Consider the following 26,040-nt stretch of genomic DNA (forward strand, 5'->3'; position numbering starts at 1 on the left):
CGCAGGCAAGCCAGCGCCCACACTGGATCTATGGCGCGATCAGATCGCGTTCTTCCAGAAGCTTCACAAAACTGTTCAAACTTTGCGACACCGTGCCCCGGCGCCAGATCAGCCAGGTATTCAACACGCGGTAGCTGTCCGCCAACGGCCACACACTCACCGCCGCAAAGCCCGGCATGTTTTCCAGCATGCTGCGCGGCATCAATGCCAGACCCGCCCCGGCGCTGACACAGGCCAGCATGCCGTGGTACGACTCAATCTCGAAGATCCTGCCCGGCGCCGCGCCATCCTGTGAAAACCAGCGTTCGAAGTGGTGCCGGTACGAGCAGTTCGAGCGAAACGTATAAATGTTCTCGCCATTCACGTCTTGCCCGCGCGTGATCGGTGCGTGGTGCAGCGGCGCGATCACCACCATTTCCTCTTCAAACACGGCCACGCCTTCCAGCGTCGAGTGCAGCACCGGGCCATCGACAAAGGCCGCGGTCAGGCGTCCCGACAGCACGCCTTCAATCATCGTGCCCGAGGGCCCGGTGCTCAGGTCCAGCTCGACCTTGGTGTGTTTCTGGTTATACGCCGCCAGCAAGGCCGGAATGCGCACGGCCGCCGTGCTTTCCAGCGAGCCGAGGGCGAACGCGCCCTGGGGCTCCTCCCCCGCCACCGTGGCCCGAGCTTCCTGTACCAGGTCGAGAATGCGCCGCGCGTAGCCGAGGAAATTCCAGCCCGCCGGTGACAGGCGCAGGCGGCTTTTCTCGCGGATAAACAATTCCACGCCCAAGTCCTGCTCCAGTTGCTTGATGCGCGTGGTCAGGTTCGACGGCACGCGATGAATCAACTGCGCGGCGGCGCTGATGCTGCCTTGCTCGGCAACGGCCTTGAAGATTTCCAGCTGCACCAGGTCCAAGTCATTCTCCAATCGTGAATATATTGCTTAATATTATTCAGTTTCCAGAAAAGATACAGCCCCGTAGGCTGGGCCCATCTCAATCATTCAGCCGGACGGTGCCATGAACGCTATTTCCCACCAGACCCACGCCTTGTCGATCAACCCCGCCAATGGCGAAACGGTTGCCAGCTACCCCTACGAAAGCGCGTCGCAACTGGACGCCGCCCTCGACCGTTCCACCCGAGCCTTCCGCACCTGGCGCCGCCAGCCGGTCAGCCAGCGCGCCGAGTTGCTGCTGAGCCTGGCCAGCGCCTTGCGTGAGCAGGCCGAAGAAATGGCCCAGACCATCACCCTGGAAATGGGCAAGCCGATCGCCCAGGCCCGTGCCGAAATCGAAAAATGCGCGCAATTGAGCGAATGGTACGCCGCCCACGGTCCGGCCATGCTCGCGCCGGAAGCGACCCTGGTGGACAACGGCAGCGCGCGGATCGAATACCGCCCGCTGGGCCCGATCCTCGCCGTGATGCCGTGGAACTTCCCGGTGTGGCAAGTGCTGCGCGGCGCCGTGCCGACCCTGCTGGCCGGTAACACCTACGTGCTCAAGCATGCGCCGAACGTGATGGGCAGCGCCTACCTGATCCAGCAGGCGTTCCGCAAAGCCGGCTTCGCTGAAGGCCTGCTCGAAGTGATCAACGTGGCCAACGACGGCGTGTCAAAGGCCATTGCCGACCCGCGCATCGCCGCCGTCACCCTGACCGGCAGCGTGCGTGCCGGCGTGGCCATCGGTTCCCAGGCCGGCGCCGCGCTGAAAAAATGTGTGCTGGAACTGGGCGGCTCCGATCCGTTCATCGTGCTCAACGACGCCGACCTCGACGCCGCCGTGCAAGCGGCATTGATCGGCCGTTTCCAGAACAGTGGCCAGGTCTGCGCAGCCGCCAAGCGCTTGATCATCGAAGCGGGTGTGGTGCAAGCCTTTACCGCCAGATTCCTTGAAGCCAGCCGTGCCCTGGTGATGGGCGACCCCACTTCGGCCACCACCTACATCGGCCCGATGGCGCGCTTCGACTTGCGCGACGAACTGCACGGCCAGGTCCAGGCCACGCTGGAAGAAGGCGCGACCTTACTGCTGGGCGGTAATAAAGTGCCGGGCGCCGGTAACTACTACGAGCCCACCGTGCTGGCCAACGTCACCGACCAGATGACCTCGTTCAAACAGGAACTGTTCGGCCCGGTGGCCTCGATCATCACCGCCCGCGACGCCGACCACGCCGTGGCCCTGGCGAACGACAGCGAGTTCGGCCTCACCGCAAGCATCTTCACCACCGACCCGGCCAAGGCACGCGACATGGCCGACCAACTGGAAACTGGCGGGATTTTCGTCAACGCCTTCAGCGTCTCCGACCCTCGGGTGGCGTTTGGTGGGGTGAAAAAGAGCGGTTTCGGGCGTGAGCTGTCGCATTTCGGCGTACGCGAATTCTGCAATGCGCAGACTGTGTGGCTGGATCGTAAGTAAGCCAAGCGAGCAAGCTCGTGAAAACACCGCAGATCAACTGTGGGAGCTGGCTTGTCGGATCGCCGCACCGCTGCGATGGCATCAACTCGATGTACCTGATGTATCGAGTTGTCTGCATCGCAGGCAAGCCAGCTCCCACAGAAAAGCAGATCCGCATACCCCTCAAATCCAGCTTCGACTGCTTAGAACGGTACTAATCAGGGGCAGCCGAAACTTCAGCAGCGAATATGCCGCCGAACACACTGCACCAGCCCGTCCAGCGCCTGGGACTTCACCGGTGCCAGCACACAAACGGTATGCGCCCGCTCCCCTTCCGTCACGGTCAGGGTGTAATGCACCTGGCCTGGATTACCGGGAGCGGGTGCTTTACTTTGCGGTAACTGGAAGAAATCCGACGCGTCGATCAATTGCCGCAACTCCTGCTGGTCTTGTTCGGGCAGCGCGTCCAGCTTCACCGTACGCGGCTTGGCCAAACCTGGGAAAAACCCAGGCCCGCCATTTTCCTTGAGCGAAATTTGCATGGTTGTTCCTCACGTCAGACCGTAATGCCGACCGCTTGCCAACCGTCCTTGACCGCCTTCTGTTCTTCCTTGCCCACGCCGTAGAGCCGACCGGCGATATCGTGCGTGATGCGCGCAAAGCGCAGGAACCCGGAGTTCGGGCGCAGCCGCGCATCGCGTAGCGCGTCATACCAGATACGCCCCGCACGCTCCCAGGCGAACCCGCCTAGCTTCGTCGCCACCTGGTAGAACGCATGGTTGGGAATACCCGAGTTGATGTGCACCCCGCCATTGTCCTCGTAGGTCTGGACAAAATCATCCATGTGCCCAGGCTGAGGGTCCTTGCCTAGCAGTTTGTCGTCAAACGCGGTGCCGGGGGCTTTCATCGAACGCAACGCGGTGCCTTTGATCTTTTTGGTGAACAACCCTTTGCCGATCAGCCAGTCGGCGTCCTGCGCCGATTGCTGCAACGCATACTGCTTGATCAATGAGCCGAACACGTCCGACAGCGACTCGTTCAGCGCCCCGGACTGGTTGAAATACATCAACTTTGCCTCATCCTCGGTGACGCCATGGGCCAATTCATGGCCAATCACGTCGAGGGCGATGGTGAACCGGTTGAACAGTTGCTCATCGCCATCGCCAAACACCATCTGGCTGGAGTTCCAGAACGCGTTGTTGTAGTTCTGGCCGAAGTGAACCGTGGCGTCCAGCGCCATGCCGGCATCGTCGATGGAGTTGCGGTCGAAGACCTGTTCGAAAAAATCAAAGGTGGCGCCCAGGCCATCGTAGGCCTCGTCCACCGCTGCGTCACCGCTGGCGGGTTGGCCTTCGCCACGCACCAGCGTGCCCGGCAGGCTGTCGGTGCCCTCGGCGCTGTAGATCGAGCGACGCTTGCCGGCGCCCATGGCCAGGGCCATGTGCGCGGGCCCTTTGGCCGGCACCGCGACCATGCGCAGTGAGCGGAACGTGCTGTCCTTGGCGCGGGTGCGTAACGCAACGTCGCGTTGGGTTTTATCGCCGTTGCGCGCGATCTGGTCGAGCATGTACGGTGGGATCAGGCAGAAAATCGGATGACGGTGAGGCTGGCGAACACACATGGGCTGACTCCCTTTGGCATGTGACAACGTCCAAGTAATCGATTCAGGATAGCTTCCTGGGTTCAATGCGCCTCATCAATTGTCATTAAGCTATGTTGCAGTCGTGTTTATTCAAGGAGGACTTACCGATGCCAGCACCTAAAGCCAAAATCGATCTTTCCCACCGCCCAAGGCTCGCCGACCTGCACCCGTTGCTCGCGCCCAGCCCTGCCCTGCTGGAGGCCAGGGCGGCGACGCCCCGCGTCACCGCCGCCAAGGACCTCAAGGACCGGCGCGGCTATGCCGAGGATTTCCTCGGCGGCTTCGTGGTGCCCTGGCCCACGGTCGAGCAACGCCTGGCGAGCGATGTACAGACGCAGAAAAACGGCGGCGAGCGCCTGGACTACACGCACTTTTCGGTGACGATGTCACGCTCGCGGCGGCTGGCGCTGTATGTAGGCGCCAACATCGATGGCGCGCAGCACGTGGATGTCGCCCGCAGCAACGACACCTGGGCCTACGACGGCCGCCTGCCCATCGATGCACAGGTGGGCGAAGACCTGTACGCCGGCAACGGCCTTGATCGCGGCCACCTGGTACGCCGGCAAGACCCCAACTGGGGCGACGAGGCGAAGACCGCCAACTTCGACACCTTTCATTTCACCAATTGCTCGCCGCAGATGAGCGGGTTCAACCAGAAGACCTGGCTGGAACTGGAGGACTACATCCTCGATAACACCCAACGCTGGAAAGCCCGCGCCACCGTATTCACCGGCCCAGTGTTCGGGGACGACGACCGCGTGTACCGGGGCGTTAAAATTCCCAAGGCGTTCTGGAAAGTCGTCGCTTACCTCAGCGATGACGGCAAGCCCTCCGCCAGCGCCTACATGATTGACCAGAGCCGCGAACTGGGCCAGCTCGACCTGATGTTCGGCCAGCTCAGGACCTACCAGCGCAGCGTGATCCAGATCGAGCGCCTGACCGGCATCCGTTTCGCCAACCTGGCCGACTACGACGGCTTCAGCAATGAAGAGCGCGCCACCGGCACGCGCATCGAAGCGCTGATACAGGGCCCGGACGACATTCGTGTCTGACCGGGCAGTTGCCTATGCGGGATCAGCGCTGCGGGTTGCGTACGTACCGCACCACCACTAGACACCCGAGCACAATCACCGGAGCGATCGATAACATGCCCATGTAGCTCGTTCCGCTGAGGTCGTTGATCTTACCCACCATCACCGGCGTCACCAGCCCGCTCAACTGCCCCACGGAGTTGACAGCGGCGACGCCGCTGGCGATGGCAATCCCGGAAAACGTCGACTGCGGAATGGTCCAGAAAATCGGGATGGCGATAAAGGTCCCCGCCGTGGCCAGTACCAGCGCGATCATCATTGCCCAAGGTGAACCAGAGAGCAGGCAAGCCAGCACATACCCCGTGGCGGCAGCCATCAGGCACATCACCAGGTAGCGCTTGCGGTCGCCGCTTCGGTCCGAGAGCCGCGTCACCGCAATCATGCCGACACACGCCACGGCATAGGGCAACGCCGAGAGCAGGCCGATCCACAGCGAATCACGGATGCCCGAGGAACGGATCAGGTCTGGCATCCAGAAGTTGATGCCATACGACGCCATTTTGATCACAAAGTACACCGCGGCCAGCACCGCCACTTCGCGTGTCAACAAGACGCGCCATAACGACGCGTGTTCCGGTTTCGTGCTGCGCCCGTGATCGAGGTTGGCCTTGAGCATCGCTTTTTCGTCGGCGTTCAGCCATTTCGCGGCGTCGATATCACGGTCCAGCTTCCACAGCACCAGCACCCCCAGGCCGACACAAGGTAGGCCGGAAATCACAAACAGCCAATGCCAACCGGCCAACCCCAGCACACCGTCCATGGCGCTGAGTACCATTCCGGCCACCGGGCCGCCCACCGCGCCGGCCAACGGTACGGAGAGGAACCAGATGCCGTTCATTTTCGCCAAGGTTTTCTTGGGAAACCAGCACGCCAGGTAGAACAGGATGGCAGGGCCGAAACCGGCCTCCATCACGCCAATCAGAAAACGTAGAAAATAAAGCGTGTACTGGCTGTAGGCGAACATCATTGCGGCCGTCGCCAGCCCCCACGACACCATGATCCGACACACCCAGGCCGGCGCACCGTAGCGCCGCACGCCGAGGCTGCTGGGCACTTCAAACAGCACGTAGCCAACGAAAAACATGCTCGCGGCCAACCCATAGGCGGCGTCCGACAAGCCGAACGCCGCCTGCATCTGGCTCTTGGCGAAGCTGATGTTGATGCGATCAAAATAGGAAAACAGAAAGCAGACCATGGTCAGCGGCAGGATGCGCAGGGCAACCTTGCGGTATAGCTGCAGTTCGTCGAGGGTGTAATCGTCGCGCGCGGACGCGGTAATCGTCTTCATGGGTGTTCTCCATTATTGTCATTATTGGGGAGACGGAAACGGTGCTGAATCAGCCTGGGGCAGCAATGTTGAGTACGCCTGCCGCGCACAGTTGGGCGATCTGTAAATCGCTGTAGCCGAGTGCTTTCATGATTGGGTGGGAGTGTTCGCCGATGCGGGCCATCGGCTGGCGTGGCTGCAGGCGTCGCCCCGCGAGTGAAAACGGCAGCAAGGGCACCGAGGTGAAGCCACCGTCCTCCAACTGCAACGGCGCCAGACCGCCGCTCTGCAACAGGTGCGGGTCGTCGAACAGTTCGTGGGGTTGGCGGATCAGGGCGAAGGGAACGTCATGCGCTTGCAGCTGTGCGGCCAGGGCCTGCGCCGGCATGCTGGCAAAAATCCCCGCCAGTTGCCCCAACAGCCGCGGGCGTTGCGCAACCCGTTCAGCGTTGGTGGCCAGAAGCGGATCGGCGAGCAGTTCACCCAGGCCAAGCAATTGGCACAGCGCTCGCCACTGCCGGTCTCCCGTGGCGGCCAGGAACATCTGCTGACCCTCGGCAAATTCGAACACGTCGTAGATCGCCCACGCGCTGATGCGGCTGGGCATGGGCTCGGGGATTTTCCCGGTCACTGCGTATTGCTGCATATGCTGCGCCGCCAGTAAGACGCAGTTCTCGTAGAGCGCGGCCTGTACTTCGCACCCTCTGCCGGAGCGGTCTCGCTCCCTCAACGCCGCCAGGACGCCAATCACGCCAAACATCCCGCCCATGATGTCGTTGACCGAACTGCCCGCTCGCAGCGGTCTGCCCGGCGGCCCGGTCATGTACGCCAGGCCCGCCATCATCTGCACCACCTCATCCAGGGCCAGGCGGTTGCCGTAGGGGCCGCTGAGGAAGCCCTTATGCGCGGCATAGATCAAGCGCGGGTTACGGGCCTGCAAAGCAGCGTAGTCCAGGCCCAGTTGCCGCATGCGGCCCGGGCGGAAATTCTCGATAAACACATCGGCGGTGTCGATCAGCGCCAGCATCGCCTCGCGCCCTTGACGGGTTTCGATGTCCAGGGCCAGGCTGGACTTGTTGCGGTTGAACGCGCGAAAGAAGCCCGCGCCGGCGCCAGGCAAGCGCCGTGTTCCATCGCCGGCCACCGGTTCGACCTTGATCACCTCAGCGCCCAGGTCCCCCAGAATCATCCCGCACGTCGGCCCCATGACCATATGGGACAGTTCGACGACGCGCACCCCGTGCAATGGAAGTCCGGACATGGCGCTACCCCTTTCTAGTTAATGTGCGTCGAGGCTAGAGAGGCTATGCATAAACGAAAAGACGCAATCTACGGGGTGATCTATCGCCAGTCACGATGGATCAGCGGTGCCTCGCCCGCGCAACAAGCCACACCGTTTAACAGGTGCTCAAGCAAGCGTTGCGCGGGTGCCGACAACGCATCGCGGTCGCGCAGGCAGATCACCAGTTCGCCCAAGGCCCAGGCATCGGACAAGGCGATGATGCGCACGTCAAACAGCGGCGCGTAACGCATCACCGCCTCCCGCGGGAACAGGGCAAGCCCCAGGCCACACTGGACCAGGCGCAACGCCGCATGAAACGACGACACGCAGGCGCGGTAATGCAGCGCCTGCCCGCATTGCTCGGCCTCGCGGCGCAAAAACGTGTTGAGCGTGGCAAAAGACGACAAGCCGATGTGATCGAACGCCAGGGTTTCCTGGAACCCCACGCACGCGTGACTGGCCAAGGCATGGTCCGTGCCGACCACCACGGCCAGATGATCCTGGCGGTACGGCAACAGCTGCAGCTCACCGCACGCTACCGGACGGCGGCACACTCCCAGGTCGGCGCTGCCGTCGAGCACGCCACGTGTGACGTCGAGGCTGAAGCGTTCTTGCATATCCACCTGGACCCGAGGGTTGTGCAGCATGAACGTCGACAGTTCTTCCGGAAGAAACTCAGTCATCGCCGACACATTCGCCAGCACCCGCACATGCCCTCTTTCGCCCCCAAGGTACTCCCCCAGTTCGCTGTCGAGCCGTTCCATGGCGCGTGTCAGACCGCGCGCATGCCGCAACAGCGCCAAGCCCGCCGACGTAGGCTCGACCCCGCGCTTGCTGCGCTTGAGCAGCACCGTGCCAAAACGTTGCTCGATATCCGAGATACGTTTGCTGGCCGCTGAAGGCGCTATAAACGCCCGCTCGCTGGCCCGGCCGATGGTGCCTTCTTCACAGACCAATATGAACAGGTGCAGGGAAAAGTAGTCCAGGTGCTGCATGCTCAGCCCTTCGCGACGAACGTTGAGATCACGCCGTCTAAACGTGGCGTTTATCGATTGTCCTTCAATAAACGTGCGACCTGGCTCAATCTCATGTTTTGAAACAAAGCCGCACACGACATGGCTTACCCATGGCCTGCCCCCCGGTTTTCAACTACCATGCGGCCGCCGGTTCCCAAACGGGACTAATAGGGAATCCGAAGCGCGGTACCTGCGCGCCAATCGGAACTGCCCCCGCAACTGTAGGTGCCGAGCCTGCTCCTTGATGCCACTGGATTCCGTCCGGGAAGGCTGGAGCGTGGCGACGACGCATCAGTCAGGAGACCTGCCGGCACACGCTCAATCACTAACCGGCGGGGTGTCCGGGAAGGACATTCTTGCCCGCCTGTACCACAGCGCTCGAGGGTGTATTTCCGCTACCGTATCTCCCCAGCTCCACGTACGGTTCACCCGGAGATCGCTCCATGCTGCCACGCGTTACCGCCCTGCTCGCCAGCATCGGCTTCTGTGCCCTGGCCCACGCCGCGCCTACCCACTACCCGTTGACCGTGGAAAACTGCGGCAGCACTCTCTCGTTCCAGCAGGCGCCCGCCCGCAGCGTGACCATCGGCCAGGCGGCTACCGAGATGCTGTATGCCTTGGGCGTGGGCGACAACGTGGTCGGCACGTCGCTGTGGTTCAACAGCGTACTGCCGCAGTTCAAGGCACAGAACGACACCATCGAGCGGCTGGCCAACAACGAGCCGAGCTTCGAAGCGGTGATCGCCAAACGCCCGCAACTGGTGGCCGCCGAGCTGGAATGGGTGGTCGGCGTGCACGGTGTGGTAGGCACCCGCGAGCAATTCCATGAACTGAAGATTCCCACCTACTTGCTGCCCTCCGACTGCGAAGGCAAGGACAACCTGGTGGGTGCCGACGGCACGCGGCTGCAGCCGTTTCGCATCGAGACGATTTACAAAAGCATCAGCCAACTGGCGCAAATTTTCGACGTACAGGATCGCGGCCAGCAGTTAAATGACGAACTCAAGGCGCGTCTGGCCAAGTCCGTCGCCACGGTGCAGGGCAAAGGCCTCAAGCACGCCAGCGCGCTGGTGTGGTTCTCCAGTTCCGAACTGGCCAGCGACCCGTACGTGGCCGGCCATAAAGGTGTTCCCGAATTCATGCTGCAGACGCTGGGCTTGCACAACGTGGTGCAGTCCGATGAAGAGTGGCCCGCCGTCGGCTGGGAAACCATCGCCAAGGCCAACCCGACCTTCCTGGTGATCGCACGCATGGACCGCCGTCGCTACCCCGCCGACGATCATGAAAAGAAACTCGCCTTTTTGCGCAGCGATCCGGTGACGCGCAACATGGACGCGGTGAAAAACAACCGCATCATCATTCTCGACGCCATGGCGCTGCAGGCCAGCATTCGCACGTTCGACGGCCTTGAACAACTGGCGGCCGCCATCGACGGCTACGACCTGCCCAAATGATCCGCACCCTACTCGCCCTGGCCTTGCTGCTGATCGCCGTGCTCGCCGGCGTGGCCATCGGCGAAACCGCCATCTCACCGCACGTGGTGCTGCAGGTACTGGCCAACAAGCTGTGGGCCGCCGGTTATGTGCTGGACCCCATCGATGAAGGCGTGGTGTGGAACTACCGCCTCACACGCGCGCTGGTCGCCGCCGCCTGCGGTGCGGGGCTGGCGACGTGCGGGGTGATCCTGCAGTCGTTGTTGCGCAACCCCCTGGCCGATCCGTACCTGCTGGGCATCAGCGCCGGTGCCTCGACCGGCGCGGTGCTGGTGGCGTTGATGGGCGTGGGCGGCGGGCTGGTTTCGTTGTCGGCCGGTGCGTTTGCCGGCGCGATGGCGGCGTTCGCCCTGGTGATCCTGCTCGCGCGCGCCAGCGGTTCGGCCAGCGGCACCGGCCAGATCATCCTCGCCGGCATTGCTGGTTCGCAATTGTTCAATGCGCTCACCGCGTTCCTGATCACCAAGTCCGCCAGTTCCGAACAGGCGCGCGGCATCCTGTTCTGGCTGCTGGGCAACCTCAGCGGCGTGCGCTGGCCCTCGGTGTGGCTGGCGGTGCCGGTGGCGGTCGCAGGGTTGGCGGTGTGCCTGTGGCATCGTCGCGCGCTGGATGCGTTCACCTTCGGCAGTGACTCGGCGGCGTCCCTCGGCGTTCCCGTGCGCCGGGTGCAGTTTGTGCTGGTGGGCTGCGCGGCGCTGGTGACCGCAGTGATGGTGTCGATTGTCGGCTCCATCGGCTTTGTCGGGCTGGTGATTCCCCATGCCGTGCGCCTGTTGCTCGGCACCGGCCATTCGCGTCTGCTGCCGGCGAGTGCGTTGGGCGGCGCGCTGTTTTTGATCGCGGCGGATGTGCTGTCGCGCACGCTGATAAAAGGCCAGGTGATTCCGGTCGGTGTGGTCACGGCGCTGGTCGGCGCACCGGTGTTCGCGCTGATCCTGATCGGCCGGAGGAATGCGCGATGACAGTACTGAGCTGCACCGGCCTGGGTTTCAAGGTGCGCGAGGCGCAGTTATTGCGTGATATTCATCTGGACGTTCAGCAGGGTGAAACCCTGGGAATTGTCGGCCCGAACGGCTCCGGCAAATCCACCCTGCTCAAACTGCTCGCCGGTTTGCGTACACCGGCCTGCGGCGAAGTACGGCTTGGGGGCGCGCGCCTGGACGGGCTGTCGCGCCGCGCCATCGCGCAGCAACTGGCGGTAGTGGAGCAACAGGCCGATACCGACGATGCCATCCGCGTGTTCGACGCCGTGGCGTTGGGCCGTACGCCGTGGTTGTCGGCGCTGAGCCCCTGGTCCAGCGAGGACGACGCCTTCGTCAATCAGGCGCTGCATGACGTCGACGCCACCCACCTGAGCCAGCGCGCCTGGCGCAGCCTCTCCGGCGGCGAACGCCAGCGCGTGCACATCGCCCGTGCACTGGCGCAACGCCCGCAGATCCTGCTGCTGGATGAGCCGACCAATCATCTGGATATCCAGCATCAACTGGGGATCTTGAAGGGGATACAGGGGTTGCCGGTGACCACCTTGATTGCGCTGCATGATCTGAACCAGGCGCTGACCTGTGACCGGCTGGCGGTACTGGACCACGGCCGGTTGGTGGCGCTGGGTCACCCGTTGGAGGTGCTGACGCCGCAACGGTTGCAGCAGACGTTTGGCGTGCAGGGGCACTACCTCACAGACCCGTTCGATGGCGCGCAGATCCTGCGGTTGCGCCCGAACTGAAAAATTCACCCAGTACAAATGTGGGAGCTGGCTTGCCTGCGATGGCGGCGGACCAGGATAGGATGGGCTAACTGACCCACCGCTATCGCAGGCAAGCCAGCTCCCACATTGATCGGCGGCGTTTCATAGCACCTCGATCCGAGTAATCCCCATCACCTGCGCCTGCTGCAGAATTTCCTCCGGCGCCGCATCCGTAGGGGGCAGGATCAAGCCATTTTCCGCATCGCCGAAGTGCAGTTGCAGCAAGTGCAGCGCTGCCTCATGCTCGGGCAACTCGGGCTGCTTGAGTTCGAACGCCTGGGTACGGGGTTCGCCGTTGAACAGGTAGCTGAGCGTGTATTCGCGCATGGAAAAATCCAAGTGATGGAAAATGGGCCGTTTAATGACCTGACCAGATGATCAGGTTTCAAGTTCAACTGCCCTACGCCCGGTCTGACAACCCCCTGTAGTGAGCGGGCTTGCCCCGCGCCGGGTGGCGAAGCCGCCCCAATCGGGCCGCTGCGGTGTGTCAGGTAAAATTAGGGCGACTGGTTTTGGGGCGGCTTCGCCACCCAGCGCGGGACAAGCCCGCTCACTACACGTTTATCAGGAGCATCCGCTGCGCTATCCATGTGTGGCTGCAGGCAAGCACGCTGGCCGCCATCGCCACCGGAAAATGGATGAACCCATGCGCCGACTCCGGCAACAGATGCGCTTCTGCCTCTGGCCAATGTTCGGCGATCAACAGTGTGTCATCCTTCAGCGGATCCAGTTCACCCACAAACATCAACGCCGGCGGCAGCCCGCTAAAGTCGCCATACAGCGGCGACAACGGCGGCTGGCGACGTTCGTCATCGCTCAACCCCGGCGTCAGCATACGCAGCGCTTCGACCATACCCGGCCCATCCAGCATCAGCGTCTGCGGCCCCGCCGTGCGCACGCTGGGTGTGCCGGTCAGATCGTAGACGCCGTAATAGAGCACCGCCCCGCTTATACGTTTGAGTAGTTCCGGCCATTGTTTCAAGGCCAGCAAGGTCGCCGCCGCCAGGTGCCCGCCGGCCGATTCGCCAACGACGAACACCGGCAGGTCGGCGAACTCAGCGGCGGTCAGCAACCACCGCGCGGCAGCCAGGCAGTCTTCCATCAACCCTTCGACCGGCGTGTCGACCGCCAGCCGATAATCCACCGACACCACCACCACGTCGCATGCGTTGACCATGCCCAGGTTGAGGTCGTCATCCATCTGCGCGTTGCCGATCACCCAACCGCCGCCGTGAATGTCCAGCACAACACCTTTGGGCTTGCCGCTCGGCCGCAGGATGCGCACCGGGACCCCGTTGACCTGCTTTATTTCCACCGCAGGTGCGCGCTTGATCTTCTGGCTGGCCCGCAACAGCGCCTGGATCAAACGCGGCGTGACGCGGTTGCGGATCTTGAAGCGTGGCAACCAGGCAAGTTTCCGGTTGAAGCGGCGCATCTCGGCCAGTTCAGGCTCACTGGCGGGCCAGAGTGTGTGAGCCATCAGCGGTTATTGCGCAGGATCGAGAAATTCAACGCCGCCGCCACACACAACCACGCCAGGTAAGGGAACAGGATCAAGCCGGTGATCAGGTCCAGGCGCACCGCCAACACCACCATCGCGGCCACGGTGAGCCACAACAGCACAATAATCACCATCCCCGCGAACAGGCGATGGGCGCCAAAGAACACCGGCGTCCACAGTGTGTTCAAGGCAATCTGCGCCGCCCACAAGGCCAACACGATCTGGCTGCCCGGGATCAGGCTGAGGCGATAACCGGCCCAGGCCAGCAGCAGGTAGATGATCGTCCAGGCCACCGGAAACAGCCAATTGGGCGGGGTGAAGCTGGGCTTGACCAACGATTCATACCAGGCACCCGGCTTGAAGAGAATGCCGGTGCTGGCGGCGGCGGCGCAGGCGAGCAGGAAGATAAAGAAGGTCATCGTCAGTCCTTGAGGTGGAATGGTAGAAAGCAACGCTCTGCTTGAATGACTCGAACCCGCACTGAAAAATTCAATGAAGGCCGAAAAAATGCCGTCTCTTCTGCGCGTCATCAAAATTGGTTATGGTGCCAGGACACACCTGCCACCGCTTGTCTTCCCATCGAGATCCGACCTTGGCCAACGCCCTTGCCTGCCCCCCGAACAGCCCTTGGTCGGTGTTCCTTATCTTCCTGCGCCTGGGCCTCACCTCGTTCGGCGGGCCCATCGCCCACTTGGGTTACTTTCGCGCTGAGTTCGTGACCCGGCGGCGCTGGCTCAGCGAACGCAGCTACGCGGACCTGGTCGCGCTGTGCCAATTCTTGCCCGGCCCGGCCAGCAGCCAGGTGGGCATTGCACTGGGCCTTTCCCGCGCGGGCTACGCTGGCGCCGCCGCTGCCTGGGCCGGGTTTACGCTGCCGTCGGCCATCGCCTTGATCCTGTTCGCCATGGGCCTTTCCCATTATGGCAACGCCCTTCCTCCCGGCGTGCTGCACGGCCTTAAAGTCGTCGCCGTGGCGGTGGTGGCCCAAGCCGTGTGGGGCATGGCGCGCAACCTGTGCCGGGGCGTGACGCGTATTACGCTGATGCTGATGGCGGCCTGCGCGGCGCTGCTGGAACCGTCCGCCTGGGGCCAGGTCGGGGTCATCGCCGTTGCGGGCGTAGCCGGGCTGCTGCTGTTCAAGCCCGCGCCCAGTACCGAGCATGACGCACTGCCGATCGCCATCAGCCGCCGCGCCGGCGCTTTGTGGTTAGGGCTGTTTGCGCTGTTGCTGGCGGGCCTGCCGCTTCTGGCCGGGTGGCTGGCCAACCCCACCCTGGCCTTGGTGGACGCCTTCTACCGCACCGGTTCGCTGGTATTCGGCGGCGGCCATGTGGTGTTGCCGCTGCTGCAAGCCGAAGTGGTGACACCGCAGTGGGTAAGCAATGACGTATTCGTCGCCGGCTATGGTGCCACGCAAGCCGTGCCGGGCCCGCTGTTCACCTTCGCCGCCTTCCTTGGCGCGTCGATGAATCATGCGCCGACGGGCTGGCTGGGGGGTGTGATTGGCCTGTTGGCGATCTTTGCCCCGTCGTTTCTGCTGGTGCTGGGCGCGCTGCCCTTCTGGGCCACCCTGCGCCGCAGCCCACGCACCCAAGCCGCACTGGCCGGGGTCAACGCGGCGGTGGTGGGGCTCTTGCTCGCGGCGCTTTACCAGCCGGTGTGGACCAGCGCGATTTTTAGCGTGGCGGATTTCGCCTTGGCGCTGATCGCCCTGGCAGCGTTGACGGTAGGCCGGCTGCCACCCTGGCTGGTCGTGGCGGGCTGCGGCGCTGTGGGAGGATTACTGGGCTAACCCCGGCTCGATGATCTTCAGCCACGGCCAACGCGCCTGGTAACTGCGGGCCTTTTGCGCAAACAACGCAGGCTCCGGATGCAGCGGGTTGATGCGCAGCACACCCTGCGCCACATCCTCAAATCCGTACGGCGCGTACAGCTCAGCCGTGGCAATCTCCAAGCCGATGCACGTACCCGCTACCAGGTAACGATCAATCCCCTGTTTGGCCGTGTGCAACTGCGGATACGGGCGGCCAAACCGCTCGCGATACCAGAGGTGAACCCGCGCCTGGTTCTTGACTTCGACGTTGACGCCCAAGTCCTGGAACAGCACCTCGGCCGCGCGGATCACGGCGTCCTCAGCCTCGTAGGACAGGTCGGTATCAAAGTAAAAAACGTCGTAGTCCTTGACGCCCTGGGCGGCCGGCAGGTTCGACTGATGATTCCATACGGCCTGGAACAGACAGCCCGCCGTGAGAAAGCACTGGTCCACGCCGAGGTCCGGCAAACGCGCGGTGATTTCGGCGTTGATCGGGTTGGCCATGGCCAGTTCGAGCAGGGTGTTGACGGTCAATGTCATGGGCATTCCTTGTGCTTTCAGCGGCGTTCGGGCCGCTGAGCCTACACCAACGCCGCGTGCCTTTTACACCGTAGTGTAGTGAGCGGGCTTGCCCCGCGCTGGGGGGCGAAGCCGCCCCAATACAGTCACCGCCGATTTACAGATAAAACCGCGTCGCCTGGTTTGGGGCGGCTTCGCCACCCAGCGCGGGGCGAGCCCGCTCACTACAGATCGTATGGATACCCACGTCCTTCAGACAAATCCCAAAGCCACCCGGCACCTTGCTCCATTGCCTACGCGTACGTCAGAATCCGCCGGCTTGTGCGCTGGGGTGGCCGTGTCTAAGGTGCTCCGGTCGCCGATGTCTCGGTGATCGGGTTTAGTAGCCCACGGTTCAACCTAACAGGTGCACGAGCTTCATCGATCAGACCTTCCCGTCTGCGCTTGATGGTGGCTGTGCGCAGGGCGCCCTCGGGCGCGCCGGTTTTGTTAGGTTCCACCGGTCTACTAACCTGCGTACAGCCACCGCCCTATTGTTTAGTAGCGACCGGGTCGTGGCCTCAAGCAAGGAACTTAACAATGGCTACTGATCCAACCACCCTCTTCAGCGTCGCTCCCAACGCCAGCAACGAAACCCTCATCACCAACAGCTACGAAACCTTCACCTCCGTCAGCACCCTGCTGCTCGACCTGTCCGAAGACCTGTGCGGCAAACACCGCGACATCGCCCTCGCCATCCACCAACTGAGCGAACTGGGTGTACTGCTCACCGCCAAACTCCTCGACCGCGAAGCGCCCTGCTCCGCTTAATACCCAGCCTTTGAACTCACCCGCCTGATGACTCGCCGCATCGTCATATGCCACATACAACGACGCGGCGATCCAGCAGAGTGCAGTGCTCACTCAACCCTAACGCCAACGCCTGTAGTGAGCGGGCTTGCCCCGCGCTGGGGGGCGAAGCCGCCCTAATACAGTCACCGCCGATTTACAGATAAAACCGCGTCGCCTGGTTTGGGGCGGCTTCGCCGCCCAGCGCGGGGCAAGCCCGCTCACTACAAAGGCGTTCGAATAACTGTCCGTGAGGAGTTCAAATCAACCCCAACGTCAGCGCCTTGAGCGTCGCCGCCGCTCGTGTGGTGCAGTGCAGTTTGCGAAACACGCTCTCGACGTGAGTGCGCACGGTGCTCGGGCTGATGCCGAGCTGACGCGCGACTTCCTTGTTGCTGCCGCCCTTGCTGATGCGCTGCAAAATCTCGGTTTCGCGCTCGGTGAGCGGGCCATGGCTGGCCTTGCAGGCTTTGACCGAAAGCTCGCCACGCGCCGCAGCGATCACGGTTTGGCAGGCGCGCGTGTCGAAACGGCCCTGTTGCGCCTCATCCAGCATCAGGCGCGCAGCAGCGTCCTCGCTGAATGCCGGGCGCCAGGGGCGATCACTGCGCAACGCGGTCCAGGCCAAGGTGGCAGTCAGCAAGCGGTGCTCGTCTGTGAGCGCGTCGCCGCTGAGGCTGCGGAAGTAGCCGCTGCCGTCGAGCCGCTCGTAGGCGTGGGCCGCCAATTGCCCGGGCACGGTAAGCGCCGGGATCTGGCCGCAGACGCGTGAGGTCCAGTAAGGCACCAACCGGGCCTGTTCAAGGTCGCCGTCGAGCAGCGCGCCGGGCGTATTCCAGATGCGATTGGGCACTGCGGCGCGGCCGATGCCGTGGATCAACGCCGCCTGGCTCAGGTGATTGGCGCTGGACTGCGACAATCCGGACAGCCCCGCCGCCACGCGTACCAATTCCGCCGAGCGCCGCGAATAGCCGGCGAGCCAGGGCAACTTGAGATCGATCACGTCGCCCACCAACGTCAAGGGCACTTCGCGTTGCTCGGTGCGCGCGCAAGCAGGCTCTTGCTGCATCGAACGCAACTGTTCCAGCCAATCCCCGGCGTGGCGCGTGAGTTCGGCGATCAGCGTGGCCGGATACCGTTGATCACGCTGGCCTGCGATCCATTGCAACGCCATCTCCAGGCCATGAACCCGCGACAGAATCTCCAGGTCGCCCGCCAGCACCACCAGGTAAACCACTTCGGGCACCTGCGGATGGCGCAAGCCCAAGGGCCTGCCGCCGCCGTCGAACTGCTCGAACACATTGCGCAGGCCCAGTTCCACGCCGGCGCTGAGCCCCAAGGTCCGGGCGATATCGCCGGACACCTCGCAATGCACCTGCGCCAGCGACGTCGCCTGGCCTACGGCGCGCGCGCCGGCTGCATCAAGGGTCTGACTGAGCATCGCGTTGCGCCCCTGCACGTCGTCGCCCAACAGTTCGCTGAAACCGTCCGCATTCGCCGTGCAGCCCGACCACCGCAGCAATGCCACCTGGCGGCCGATGTCGATGTGGTCGCCGTCACCGTGGCAGGCCTGGCCCAGCAACTGCACCAGGCGCGCCGTTCGCCGCGACTGGCCAAACGGCTGGCCCATGCTCAGGTCGCCGACCATGGACAGGGCCAGGATCGCGCCGTCCATTTCAATGCAGTCCGTTTCGTCCATTTGTTTCTCCGCACTCATTAAATGGCCGGCCTCGGATAAACGACCGATACCCGTACCGCCGCGCAATGCCGACACTGGCGACACCCCAACAGGAGACACCGCCATGTTCAAGCCCAAAGCAATCGCTCTCGCACTCGCCATGACCACCTCGATCTTCGCCAGCGCCAGCTTCGCCGCCCAACCTTCGGTGGTGATCGTGCACGGCGCCTTCGCCGACGGCTCCGACTGGGCCAAGGTGGTGCCGCTGCTGCAGACCCAAGGCATCAAGGTCACCGTGGTGCAAAACCCGCTCACCTCGCTGGCCGACGATGTTGCCGCCACCCAGCGCGTGCTCAACAACCAGGACGGCAACGTCGTACTGGTCGGGCATTCCTGGGGCGGCACCGTGATCAGCCAGGCCGGCACCGACCAGAAAGTACGCGGCCTGGTCTACGTCGCCGCCTTCGCCCCGGATGCCGGCCAGGCCAGCAAAGACCTGGGCAAGGACTACCCCGCCCCGGCCGGCGTCAAAGACATTACCGCCGATAAAAACGGCTTCCTCTACATGACCGCCCAAGGCATGGCCACCGGCTTCGCCCAGGACCTGCCGGCAGAACAGACTGCCGTGATGGCCGCCACCCAGGGGCCGATCCGCGCCTCGGCGTTTGACGACAAAACCAGCGCCGCCGCCTGGAAAGGCAAGCCATCCTGGTACGTGGTCGCCCGCGACGACCGCATGATCCAGCCTGACCTGCAGCGCGCCTTCGCGAAAAAAATCGGCGCCCAGGTCACTGAGATCCAGGCCAGCCATGTGCCTCAACAATCACGCCCGGCCGATGTGGCCAAGGTGATCATCCAGGCGGTGCAGCAAAGCCAGTAACGCCCGGCATTCTTACCATGGGCCAGGCACTTATCAAGAACCCACGAAAAAGTAAGTGCCTGGCCTTGCGCACATCAAACGGATGGAAATGGATTCATGCCTGACAATACGTTCGACTTCATTGTATGTGGCGCCGGCGCATCCGGCTCCGTGGTCGCGGGTCGGCTGGCAGAAAACCCTGGGGGCCGCGTGCTGCTGATCGAAGCAGGCAGCGACGACGAGCACCCCGATATCGAGCAGCCCGGCCACTGGCCATTGAACCTGGGCACTGAGCGTGACTGGAACTTCACCGCCGCCGCCAACCCGCACATCAATGACCGGCAGATCCCGCTCAACATGGGTCGCGGCCTGGGCGGCGGGTCGAGCATCAACGTGATGTTGTGGGCGCGCGGGCATAAAAACGATTGGGAGGACTTCGCCGCCGAAAGCGGCGACCCGGCCTGGAGTTACGCCTCCGTGCTCAAGTTGTACCAGCGCATCGAGGACTACCAGGGCAACGCCGACCCCAGCCGACGCGGCACCGGCGGCCCGGTGCATGTCCAGTGTGCCGCGCCCGCCCAGCCGATCGCACACGCCATGCTCGACGCCGCCAACGCGATGGACATCCCCACCTTCGACAACCCCAACGGTCTGATGATGGAAGGTCGAGGCGGCGCCGCCTTCAACGACCTGATCATCAAGAATGGCAAGCGCCATTCCATCTACCGCGCGTACGTCCACCCGCGACGCGGCCAGCCTAACCTGACCGTCTTGACCGATACGCTGGTGAGCCGGCTGCTGTTCAAAGGTCAACGCGTGGTTGGAGTTGAGGCGCTGAACCAGGGGCAAATCCAGCGCTATTACGCCGACCACGAGGTGATCCTGTCCCTCGGCGCGATCAATACGCCCAAGGTGCTGATGCAATCCGGCATCGGGCCTGAACAGGCACTGCGGCGCCACGGCATCCCGGTGATCCAGCACCTGCCCGGTGTCGGCGCCAACCATCAGGACCACGTGTCCTTTGCCGCCATCTTCGCGTACACCACGCCACAACCCATCGGCCATGGCGGTTCCGAAGCCACCCTGTACTGGAGCAGTGACAGCGCCCTGCGCCTGCCGGACATGTTCCACTGCCAAGCCGAATTCCCCGTGCCCAGCGCCGAAAACGCACACCTGGGCGTGCCTGACCATGGCTGGACCATGTTCGCCGGCCTCGCCCACCCGCAGAGCCGTGGTCACGTCACCTTGTCCGGCCCACGCCCTGACGACGCGCCGATCATCCAACCCAACACGCTGTCGCACCCGGACGACCTGCGCAGCGCCCTGGACAACCTGCGCTTCGTCCAGGAACTGGGCGCGCAGGCCGCCTTCAAAGGCCTGGTCAAAGGTGAATGCTTGCCGGGCAACCTCGACACGCGCGCGTTGGAACACTACGCACGCAATGCGGCCGTGACCTACTGGCACCAATGCGGCACCGCGAAAATGGGTCGGGATTCGATGTCGGTGGTCGACAGCCGCCTGCTGGTGTACGGCGTGCAAGGCCTGCGGATTGCCGACGCCTCGATCATGCCGCACGTGACCAGCGGCAACACGATGGCGCCGTGTGTGGTGATCGGAGAGCGGGCGGTAGAGGAGATTCGAGCGCTGTATCAGGTGTGACGCCAGGCGGTCAGCCCTTCAACTCACCCGCCCGATTACTTGCCGCGTCGTCGTAAGCCACATACATCGACTCGGCGATCTGGCTTTTGATGGCCTTGGTGGATTCCAGGCCCAGCACGAAACCCTCGGCTTTACCGCCGGCGCGGTTGAGTTCTTCGTGGGTGGACGCGCCGGTGATGGCTTCGAGAAGCTTGATGGCGTGGGGGCCTACGCCTTTAGGCAGGGAGATTTGGTCGATGGACATTGCAGCACCTTTAAGAATGGGGTCGGTAGCGCATGAACCACTGCCGGGGTTGGCATGGTAGACCGGTTGCGAAAAAAAGGGGCCGCTTTCGGCTGAAATCGAACGTTCGATTGCATCTGTAACGTAGAACAAGTGAAGGCACAGCGATCGTTGCGCTGCGGCCGTCGACTCAAACTCTTCACGGGCGCCCCCCCAGGTCGGGACCACATGTGCCATAGCAAATGGCAGAACGCTTTTCTGTTCGCCGTCAACCCGCCTTGGCTGTTTGCGCATCTGATCGCCAAGACAGGACTGAAAAATTGCGTGCCTAACCATGAACTTCAGTCTTTCCGAGTACCGGCTACTTGAGTGCCGCGAACGGCAAACGCTCCGCCAGCGCCTGCGCAAGGTAACGGGCGAAGACCGAGATGCGCCGGGGAATATGCTGCCGGTGCTGATACACCGCAAAAACATCAGCCTGCGGTGCCTGGTGATCAGTCAATACGGCCTGCAGGCGCCCACTTTCAAGGTGTTGCTGAACATTCCAGCGCGAACGCAGGATCAATCCATGCCCGTCCAGCGCCAGACTCAATGCCACCTCGCCATCATTGCTCGACAGCGTCCCGCTGACCTTGTGCGAGTAATTCTGGCCATCCTTGCTGAAGCGCCAAATCGCGTAATCGCTGCCGAATTGGCGCAGAACAATGCAGTTATGCTGCCCCAGATCCGCCACACGCGTCAGTTCAGGCATCGCTTCAAGGTATGCCGCAGAGGCACAGAGAATGCGTGGATTCTCCAGCAGGCGAATGCCGACCAATCGTGAGTCCGGCGGCTCGCCCATGCACACGCCGATATCGAATTGGTCGTCCAGCATGCTCAGTGGCTGGCTGGTCAGCTCGAGAGAAATCTCAAGCTCCGGATGAAGCCGGGCGAAGCTCGATACCACGGGGGCGAGATGCTGCCGCCCGAAACCCAGCGTGCCATTGATCCGCAACCGGCCTTGCAAGGTCGGCTGACGGCTGCCGAGCGCACTCTCCAATTCCTCGAGCTGGCGCAGAATCGGGCGACTTCCCTCCAGGTACAGCACCCCTTCTGAGGTCAGCGACAATCGGCGCGTAGTGCGCTGTAACAACTGCACCCCAAGTCTGGCCTCCAGTTGGCTGAGCCGTTTGCTCACGGCAGGCAGCGACAGCCCCAGATGGCGAGCCACTTCCGTTAGGCTGGCGCGTGTAGCCACCTGCTGAAAGAAACTCAGGTCATCGATCATGCTCATGGATTCTTTCCTTAAAACTAAGAATGGCTTTCCAGCAGAGCCAATTATTAATGCAGAGATCCTGCATACACTGAGTTCCATGCCCTAATCAACCCAGGAGTCGAATCCATGAGCAGAACCCAGTACAAAATTGCAGTGATCCCCGGCGACGGCATTGGCAAGGAAGTGATGCCCGAAGGCGTGCGTGTGCTCGACGCTGTGGCGGCCCGGTTCAATCTGGAACTGCAATGGGACTGGTTCGATTTCGCCAGCGCCGATTACTACCTGGCTCACGGCAAGATGATGCCGGACGACTGGTTCGATACCCTCAAGGGCTACGATGCGATCTACTTCGGTGCCGTGGGCTGGCCGGATGTTGTGCCTGACCACATTTCCTTGTGGGATTCGCTGCTGCAGTTCCGTCGTGAATTCGACCAGTACGTCAACCTGCGCCCCTGCCGCCTGATGCCCGGCGTGAAGGCCCCACTGGCGAACCGCAAGCCCGGCGACATCGACTTCTGGGTGGTGCGCGAGAACACTGAAGGCGAGTACTCCAGTGTCGGTGGCAGGATGTTCCCCGGAACCGACCGCGAGATCGTGCTGCAGGAAACCGTGATGACCCGCGTCGGCGTCGACCGTATCCTCAAGTTCGCCTACGACCTGGCGCAAAGCCGTCCGAAGAAGCACCTGACCTCGGCCACCAAATCCAATGGCATCGCGATCACCATGCCCTACTGGGATGAACGCGTCGTGGAAATGGGCAAGAAATATCCGGACGTCAACGTCGACAAGTACCACATCGATATTCTCACCGCGAACTTCGTCCTGCACCCGGACTGGTTCGACGTGGTGGTGGCCAGCAACCTGTTCGGCGACATCCTTTCCGACCTGGGCCCGGCCTGCACCGGCACCATCGGCATCGCTCCCTCGGCCAACATCAACCCGGAACGCAACTTCCCGAGTCTGTTCGAGCCGGTGCACGGCTCGGCGCCCGATATCGCCGGAAAAGGCATCGCCAACCCGATCGGGCAGATCTGGTGCGGTGCGATGATGCTCGAGCACCTGGGCCATCCCGAAGCAGGCGCCGCAGTGCTGACCGCGATCGAAACCGTGCTTGCGATGGGCCCGGAGCATGCGCCCTTGACCGCCGACATCGGTGGCACCGGCAACACGGAATCGCTGGGCAAGGCCATCGCTGCCGCGGTCTGAAGCAGAGAGTGGCGGGCATACTCGCCCCTCGCTACCACCGTTGCATGTGCATTCACTCAGGCGCGGTCTCGCCCCTGATGCCCATCGCCTGTTCGTGCAGAGCATCGATGAGAGTACTTGCAACGGGGGTTCTCAGCCCGTTACTCAGAAGAATGATACCCACCGGCGGTAACTCGATCGGCACCTCCAGCGGCAGGGTGTGGCCCAGGCCTACGGATTCGAGGTAATCCGCGACTTTACTCGCGACGAAGCAGACGCAGTTTCTTTTCCTCATGAACGTCATCGTCACCAGAAAGGACGAGGTTTCGATGATGTCAGCCGGGGGTTGCAGACTGTGTTTGTAGAACATCTGGTTCAGCTTGATCCGCGAGGATGCCCAGGCCGGGGGAACGACCCAGGGAAGCGTCGCCAGATGATGCCAGGTGGGTCGGGCCACTGTGGCCAGCGGATGATCGGCAGCGACGACGACTCGCATGGAGTCGGCGTATAACGCCTGCGTTTCAAGGTCCGGAGAGCTGTAGCCTGGCTCCAGCCGACCCACGATGAAATCGAGCTCGCCTGTGCGCAGCCTCGGCAACAGGCGCGTGAGATCACCCTCCTCGATCGACACCGTCGTGTGTGGCGAACTGAGCTTGAGGCGGCTGACGGCGCCCACCAGCAATCCAGGTGTGGCAACGACCATAGCGCCAACGCGGATACGCCCGGCGCCTCCACTGGCGACTGAAGCGATGTCGTCACAAGTACGGTCAAAATCCACAAGTACCGAACGCGCAAATCGGACAACCTGCTCGCCGTAGGCAGTCGGCCGGGTCCCTCGCGTTGAGCGGATGAATAACTCGAGTCCGAACATCTTTTCGATTTCCGCAAGCGACTTGCTGACGGCCGGCTGGGTCAGCGACAAAAATTCCGCGGACCGCCCAAGATGACGGAATTCATCCAGCGCAACCACAAGCTGCAGGTGTTTGAGTTTAAGGTTGGAGCGCAAAACTCTATCGATGTCACTCACCAGCATTATCCCCGGCAGAAGGAGCATAGATGTCAAAAAGGCTATGAAGTATGTCCGCTTATTCATTGTTCAGCAATGTAGCCACGGGTCAGTATCGAAAAACAAAAACAATGATCGGAGACAAGCAATGCGCACTCCAGGTACCGCCAAACCGTTAAATGAACCCGTGGTGAATCAAGGGAAAAAATCCAACGCTCGTTGGGTCGTGGCAGCCCTGATGTGGTTTGCCATCGCCATCAACTACATTGATCGCACCGTTCTCTCAGTCGCAGCACCCGAACTCATCAAAGAGTTCAGCCTGACCCCCGAGATGATGGGTATCGTCTTGTCCGCTTTTTTCTGGTCCTACGCGCTGCTACAAATTCCTGCTGGCTGGGTGGCCGACAAGTTCGGGCAGAAAATGGGGCTCGGGATTGCCGTAGGCTCCTGGTCGCTCGCGACGGCGGCCACAGGACTTGCGACAGGCTTTGCCTCCCTGGTTGGACTGCGAGTGGCTTTGGGCGTCGGTGAAGCCGGCGCTTACCCAGCCAATGCAGGGATCGCGTCCAAGTGGTTCCCGGACAGGGAGCGGGCAACCATTTCAGGTCTTTTTGACAGCGCCTCGAAATTCGGCGGTGCCGTGGCGATGCCGCTCATTGTGACCTTGATGATGGCGTTCGACTGGCGCATGACGTTCGTGATCGTGGGCCTGGCCGGCCTCGTCTGGAGCCTGATCTGGTGGTGGTATTTCTCGGACACTCCGGAAAAACACAGAAGCGCCAACGCTGCCGAGGTGCAATACATCCGCGGTGGTCAAGCCCAGCAGCACGGTGTCGATGCCACGATCCCGATGAAATGGTACGAACTGCTCAAGCACCGCAATATCTGGGCGATGTGCCTGGGCTTCTTCACCATCAACTACATCTCGTACTTCTTCATCACCTGGCTGCCCACGTACCTTGTGCAGGAACAGGGGATGGGCTTGCTCAAGATGGGCATGGTCGCTTCGCTTCCGCTGATTTGCGGCCTCTTCGCCGAGATCGCTGCCGGATGGCTCTCCGACAGGGTGGTCCACAGTGGACGCCTGTCGCTCACCGCGACACGCAAACTGTTTCTCATCGTGGGGCTTTCGATGGCGCTGTGTATCGGTCTGGCGCCACTGACCACGTCGGTCTGGCTCACTGTCCTGCTGCTGTGCATCGCAAAGGCCGGAACCACTGTCGCGGCTTCGCAAGTCTGGGCGCTGCCGGGTGATGTAGCGCCGAAGAACATGACGTCCACCGTAGCCGGGCTGCAGAACATGGTTGCGAACTTTGGCGGCGTCCTGGGGCCGGTGATTACCGGCTTCATCGTTGCCTCGACCGGGTCGTTCAAAATGGCGTTGGTCTTCTCGGCGGTGCTCGGAATGCTTGGCATCCTGAACTACGCCCTGCTGCTGAAGAAGGTCGAACCCATCGTTGCGTCCACGCCGAGCGAGCCTCAGCACGCCCCCTCCCCCTCGCAGGTGTCGAGTGAACCCTATAGCCGCTGATACCTGAAGCGCCGACGCAGGGATGACACCTGCGTTTCAACTTTTCAGCCGTAATCTGGATGCCAGGACTGTT

Annotated in this window: 25 protein-coding genes and 1 riboswitch; of the genes, 11 read left to right on the forward strand and 14 right to left on the reverse strand. The window is 62.5% G+C overall.

Annotation, left to right across the window (positions count from 1 at the left end; all coding sequences use genetic code 11):
• Positions 1 to 28: 28 nt before the first annotated feature.
• On the reverse strand, positions 29 to 901 hold the full coding sequence (ptrR, locus tag KVG91_RS03445) for a putrescine utilization regulator PtrR (protein ID WP_169374977.1): 873 nt from the start codon (positions 899 to 901) through the stop codon (positions 29 to 31).
• Positions 902 to 1,004: 103 nt separating this feature from the next.
• Here ptrR and KVG91_RS03450 point away from each other — a divergent pair, with 103 nt between their 5' ends.
• Entirely contained in the window at positions 1,005 to 2,396 is a 1,392-nt protein-coding gene (locus tag KVG91_RS03450) for an aldehyde dehydrogenase family protein (RefSeq protein WP_169374976.1), read from the forward strand.
• 215 nt (positions 2,397 to 2,611) lie between these two features.
• Here the strand turns inward: KVG91_RS03450 and KVG91_RS03455 are convergent, their stop codons facing one another.
• Both KVG91_RS03455 and KVG91_RS03460 read right to left on the reverse strand, forming a co-directional pair.
• Positions 2,612 to 2,917 carry a protealysin inhibitor emfourin gene (locus tag KVG91_RS03455; protein ID WP_169374975.1) on the reverse strand — a complete coding sequence of 102 codons (306 nt, stop codon included), beginning with the start codon at positions 2,915 to 2,917 and terminating at the stop codon, positions 2,612 to 2,614.
• Positions 2,918 to 2,931: 14 nt separating this feature from the next.
• On the reverse strand, positions 2,932 to 3,996 hold the full coding sequence (locus KVG91_RS03460; RefSeq protein ID WP_169374974.1) for a M4 family metallopeptidase: 1,065 nt from the start codon (positions 3,994 to 3,996) through the stop codon (positions 2,932 to 2,934).
• Positions 3,997 to 4,124: 128 nt separating this feature from the next.
• Here KVG91_RS03460 and KVG91_RS03465 point away from each other — a divergent pair, with 128 nt between their 5' ends.
• The gene (locus KVG91_RS03465) at positions 4,125 to 5,069 is read left to right on the forward strand and encodes a DNA/RNA non-specific endonuclease (RefSeq protein WP_169374973.1); all 945 of its coding nucleotides are present in this window, start codon (positions 4,125 to 4,127) and stop codon (positions 5,067 to 5,069) included.
• 22 nt (positions 5,070 to 5,091) lie between these two features.
• Here KVG91_RS03465 and KVG91_RS03470 read toward each other — a convergent pair whose 3' ends face one another.
• The 3 genes from KVG91_RS03470 to KVG91_RS03480 all read right to left on the reverse strand — a co-directional run bounded on the left by KVG91_RS03470 (position 5,092) and on the right by KVG91_RS03480 (position 8,652).
• On the reverse strand, positions 5,092 to 6,396 hold the full coding sequence (locus tag KVG91_RS03470; protein WP_169374972.1) for an MFS transporter: 1,305 nt from the start codon (positions 6,394 to 6,396) through the stop codon (positions 5,092 to 5,094).
• Positions 6,397 to 6,445: 49 nt separating this feature from the next.
• Entirely contained in the window at positions 6,446 to 7,636 is a 1,191-nt protein-coding gene (locus KVG91_RS03475) for a CaiB/BaiF CoA transferase family protein (RefSeq protein ID WP_169374971.1), read from the reverse strand.
• Positions 7,637 to 7,716: 80 nt separating this feature from the next.
• A complete protein-coding gene (locus KVG91_RS03480; RefSeq protein ID WP_169374970.1) occupies positions 7,717 to 8,652 on the reverse strand; it encodes a LysR substrate-binding domain-containing protein in 936 nt (311 codons plus the stop codon).
• Between the two features lie 152 nt (positions 8,653 to 8,804).
• A riboswitch (cobalamin riboswitch) is annotated at positions 8,805 to 8,999 on the forward strand.
• A gap of 117 nt (positions 9,000 to 9,116) precedes the next feature.
• On the opposite strand from KVG91_RS03480, the gene KVG91_RS03485 reads away from it, so the two are divergent.
• The 3 genes from KVG91_RS03485 to KVG91_RS03495 are packed head-to-tail and all read left to right on the forward strand — an operon-like array spanning position 9,117 to position 11,889.
• Positions 9,117 to 10,127, forward strand: a complete 1,011-nt coding sequence (locus tag KVG91_RS03485) for an ABC transporter substrate-binding protein (RefSeq protein ID WP_169374969.1) — start codon at positions 9,117 to 9,119, stop codon at positions 10,125 to 10,127.
• On the forward strand, positions 10,124 to 11,128 hold the full coding sequence (locus KVG91_RS03490; protein WP_169374968.1) for a FecCD family ABC transporter permease: 1,005 nt from the start codon (positions 10,124 to 10,126) through the stop codon (positions 11,126 to 11,128). Before KVG91_RS03485 ends, KVG91_RS03490 begins: the two co-directional genes overlap by 4 nt.
• Positions 11,125 to 11,889, forward strand: coding sequence for an ABC transporter ATP-binding protein (locus tag KVG91_RS03495; RefSeq protein WP_169374967.1), 765 nt, complete (start codon positions 11,125 to 11,127; stop codon positions 11,887 to 11,889). Before KVG91_RS03490 ends, KVG91_RS03495 begins: the two co-directional genes overlap by 4 nt.
• 123 nt (positions 11,890 to 12,012) lie before the next feature.
• On the opposite strand, the gene KVG91_RS03500 is transcribed toward KVG91_RS03495, so the two are convergent.
• From KVG91_RS03500 to tspO, 3 genes are all read right to left on the reverse strand, one after another.
• Positions 12,013 to 12,237, reverse strand: coding sequence for a hypothetical protein (locus KVG91_RS03500; protein ID WP_169374966.1), 225 nt, complete (start codon positions 12,235 to 12,237; stop codon positions 12,013 to 12,015).
• 226 nt (positions 12,238 to 12,463) lie between these two features.
• A complete protein-coding gene (locus KVG91_RS03505; RefSeq protein ID WP_169374965.1) occupies positions 12,464 to 13,390 on the reverse strand; it encodes an alpha/beta hydrolase in 927 nt (308 codons plus the stop codon).
• Positions 13,390 to 13,830 carry a tryptophan-rich sensory protein TspO gene (gene tspO / locus KVG91_RS03510; protein WP_169374964.1) on the reverse strand — a complete coding sequence of 147 codons (441 nt, stop codon included), beginning with the start codon at positions 13,828 to 13,830 and terminating at the stop codon, positions 13,390 to 13,392. The genes KVG91_RS03505 and tspO overlap by 1 nt, the downstream gene beginning before the upstream one ends.
• Before the next feature lie 173 nt (positions 13,831 to 14,003).
• Between tspO and chrA the strand changes: the two genes are divergently transcribed.
• The gene (gene chrA / locus KVG91_RS03515) at positions 14,004 to 15,203 is read left to right on the forward strand and encodes a chromate efflux transporter (protein WP_225926943.1); all 1,200 of its coding nucleotides are present in this window, start codon (positions 14,004 to 14,006) and stop codon (positions 15,201 to 15,203) included.
• Here chrA and KVG91_RS03520 read toward each other — a convergent pair.
• On the reverse strand, positions 15,192 to 15,764 hold the full coding sequence (locus KVG91_RS03520; RefSeq protein WP_169374962.1) for a nucleotidyltransferase family protein: 573 nt from the start codon (positions 15,762 to 15,764) through the stop codon (positions 15,192 to 15,194). The genes chrA and KVG91_RS03520 overlap by 12 nt on opposite strands.
• Before the next feature lie 558 nt (positions 15,765 to 16,322).
• On the opposite strand from KVG91_RS03520, the gene KVG91_RS03525 reads away from it, so the two are divergent.
• Positions 16,323 to 16,553: a DUF6124 family protein gene (locus tag KVG91_RS03525; RefSeq protein WP_169374961.1), complete on the forward strand. Its 231-nt coding sequence runs from the start codon at positions 16,323 to 16,325 to the stop codon at positions 16,551 to 16,553.
• A gap of 277 nt (positions 16,554 to 16,830) precedes the next feature.
• On the opposite strand, the gene KVG91_RS03530 is transcribed toward KVG91_RS03525, so the two are convergent.
• On the reverse strand, positions 16,831 to 18,270 hold the full coding sequence (locus KVG91_RS03530) for an HD domain-containing phosphohydrolase (protein ID WP_169374960.1): 1,440 nt from the start codon (positions 18,268 to 18,270) through the stop codon (positions 16,831 to 16,833).
• A 103-nt stretch (positions 18,271 to 18,373) separates the two neighbouring features.
• Here KVG91_RS03530 and KVG91_RS03535 point away from each other — a divergent pair, with 103 nt between their 5' ends.
• Together KVG91_RS03535 and KVG91_RS03540 are read left to right on the forward strand one after the other, a co-directional pair.
• On the forward strand, positions 18,374 to 19,129 hold the full coding sequence (locus KVG91_RS03535; RefSeq protein ID WP_169374959.1) for an alpha/beta hydrolase: 756 nt from the start codon (positions 18,374 to 18,376) through the stop codon (positions 19,127 to 19,129).
• Positions 19,130 to 19,225: 96 nt separating this feature from the next.
• Complete coding sequence (locus KVG91_RS03540) at positions 19,226 to 20,767, forward strand: GMC family oxidoreductase (protein ID WP_169374958.1); 1,542 nt, start codon at positions 19,226 to 19,228, stop codon at positions 20,765 to 20,767.
• A gap of 10 nt (positions 20,768 to 20,777) precedes the next feature.
• Here KVG91_RS03540 and KVG91_RS03545 read toward each other — a convergent pair whose 3' ends face one another.
• Positions 20,778 to 21,011, reverse strand: a complete 234-nt coding sequence (locus KVG91_RS03545; RefSeq protein WP_169374957.1) for a hypothetical protein — start codon at positions 21,009 to 21,011, stop codon at positions 20,778 to 20,780.
• Between the two features lie 340 nt (positions 21,012 to 21,351).
• Entirely contained in the window at positions 21,352 to 22,263 is a 912-nt protein-coding gene (locus tag KVG91_RS03550; RefSeq protein ID WP_169374956.1) for a LysR substrate-binding domain-containing protein, read from the reverse strand.
• A 108-nt stretch (positions 22,264 to 22,371) separates the two neighbouring features.
• On the opposite strand from KVG91_RS03550, the gene KVG91_RS03555 reads away from it, so the two are divergent.
• Entirely contained in the window at positions 22,372 to 23,451 is a 1,080-nt protein-coding gene (locus tag KVG91_RS03555) for a tartrate dehydrogenase (protein WP_169374955.1), read from the forward strand.
• A 52-nt stretch (positions 23,452 to 23,503) separates the two neighbouring features.
• Here the strand turns inward: KVG91_RS03555 and KVG91_RS03560 are convergent, their stop codons facing one another.
• Positions 23,504 to 24,463, reverse strand: a complete 960-nt coding sequence (locus tag KVG91_RS03560) for a LysR substrate-binding domain-containing protein (protein ID WP_225926944.1) — start codon at positions 24,461 to 24,463, stop codon at positions 23,504 to 23,506.
• Positions 24,464 to 24,584: 121 nt separating this feature from the next.
• Here KVG91_RS03560 and KVG91_RS03565 point away from each other — a divergent pair, with 121 nt between their 5' ends.
• Positions 24,585 to 25,967 (forward strand): MFS transporter, encoded by a 1,383-nt coding sequence (locus tag KVG91_RS03565; protein WP_169374954.1) that lies wholly within the window; start codon positions 24,585 to 24,587, stop codon positions 25,965 to 25,967.
• Positions 25,968 to 26,040: the final 73 nt, after the last annotated feature.

It is taken from the genome of Pseudomonas azadiae (assembly GCF_019145355.1).
Taxonomy (GTDB): domain Bacteria; phylum Pseudomonadota; class Gammaproteobacteria; order Pseudomonadales; family Pseudomonadaceae; genus Aquipseudomonas; species Aquipseudomonas azadiae.

What these genes read in the sequence shown, in the direction of transcription:
- KVG91_RS03555 (WP_169374955.1), top strand. Translation starts at nt 22,372, where the DNA reads ATGAGCAGAACCCAGTACAAAATTGCAGTGATCCCCGGCGACGGCATT.
- KVG91_RS03475 (WP_169374971.1), bottom strand. Translation starts at nt 7,636, where the DNA reads ATGTCCGGACTTCCATTGCACGGGGTGCGCGTCGTCGAACTGTCCCAT.
- KVG91_RS03560 (WP_225926944.1), bottom strand. Translation starts at nt 24,463, where the DNA reads ATGCTGGTGAGTGACATCGATAGAGTTTTGCGCTCCAACCTTAAACTC.
- KVG91_RS03495 (WP_169374967.1), top strand. Translation starts at nt 11,125, where the DNA reads ATGACAGTACTGAGCTGCACCGGCCTGGGTTTCAAGGTGCGCGAGGCG.
- tspO (WP_169374964.1), bottom strand. Translation starts at nt 13,830, where the DNA reads ATGACCTTCTTTATCTTCCTGCTCGCCTGCGCCGCCGCCGCCAGCACC.
- KVG91_RS03480 (WP_169374970.1), bottom strand. Translation starts at nt 8,652, where the DNA reads ATGCAGCACCTGGACTACTTTTCCCTGCACCTGTTCATATTGGTCTGT.
- KVG91_RS03490 (WP_169374968.1), top strand. Translation starts at nt 10,124, where the DNA reads ATGATCCGCACCCTACTCGCCCTGGCCTTGCTGCTGATCGCCGTGCTC.
- KVG91_RS03520 (WP_169374962.1), bottom strand. Translation starts at nt 15,764, where the DNA reads ATGACATTGACCGTCAACACCCTGCTCGAACTGGCCATGGCCAACCCG.
- KVG91_RS03550 (WP_169374956.1), bottom strand. Translation starts at nt 22,263, where the DNA reads ATGAGCATGATCGATGACCTGAGTTTCTTTCAGCAGGTGGCTACACGC.
- KVG91_RS03545 (WP_169374957.1), bottom strand. Translation starts at nt 21,011, where the DNA reads ATGTCCATCGACCAAATCTCCCTGCCTAAAGGCGTAGGCCCCCACGCC.
- KVG91_RS03525 (WP_169374961.1), top strand. Translation starts at nt 16,323, where the DNA reads ATGGCTACTGATCCAACCACCCTCTTCAGCGTCGCTCCCAACGCCAGC.
- KVG91_RS03450 (WP_169374976.1), top strand. Translation starts at nt 1,005, where the DNA reads ATGAACGCTATTTCCCACCAGACCCACGCCTTGTCGATCAACCCCGCC.
- KVG91_RS03465 (WP_169374973.1), top strand. Translation starts at nt 4,125, where the DNA reads ATGCCAGCACCTAAAGCCAAAATCGATCTTTCCCACCGCCCAAGGCTC.
- KVG91_RS03460 (WP_169374974.1), bottom strand. Translation starts at nt 3,996, where the DNA reads ATGTGTGTTCGCCAGCCTCACCGTCATCCGATTTTCTGCCTGATCCCA.
- KVG91_RS03535 (WP_169374959.1), top strand. Translation starts at nt 18,374, where the DNA reads ATGTTCAAGCCCAAAGCAATCGCTCTCGCACTCGCCATGACCACCTCG.
- KVG91_RS03540 (WP_169374958.1), top strand. Translation starts at nt 19,226, where the DNA reads ATGCCTGACAATACGTTCGACTTCATTGTATGTGGCGCCGGCGCATCC.
- KVG91_RS03455 (WP_169374975.1), bottom strand. Translation starts at nt 2,917, where the DNA reads ATGCAAATTTCGCTCAAGGAAAATGGCGGGCCTGGGTTTTTCCCAGGT.
- KVG91_RS03505 (WP_169374965.1), bottom strand. Translation starts at nt 13,390, where the DNA reads ATGGCTCACACACTCTGGCCCGCCAGTGAGCCTGAACTGGCCGAGATG.
- KVG91_RS03500 (WP_169374966.1), bottom strand. Translation starts at nt 12,237, where the DNA reads ATGCGCGAATACACGCTCAGCTACCTGTTCAACGGCGAACCCCGTACC.
- KVG91_RS03485 (WP_169374969.1), top strand. Translation starts at nt 9,117, where the DNA reads ATGCTGCCACGCGTTACCGCCCTGCTCGCCAGCATCGGCTTCTGTGCC.
- KVG91_RS03470 (WP_169374972.1), bottom strand. Translation starts at nt 6,396, where the DNA reads ATGAAGACGATTACCGCGTCCGCGCGCGACGATTACACCCTCGACGAA.
- KVG91_RS03565 (WP_169374954.1), top strand. Translation starts at nt 24,585, where the DNA reads ATGCGCACTCCAGGTACCGCCAAACCGTTAAATGAACCCGTGGTGAAT.
- KVG91_RS03530 (WP_169374960.1), bottom strand. Translation starts at nt 18,270, where the DNA reads ATGGACGAAACGGACTGCATTGAAATGGACGGCGCGATCCTGGCCCTG.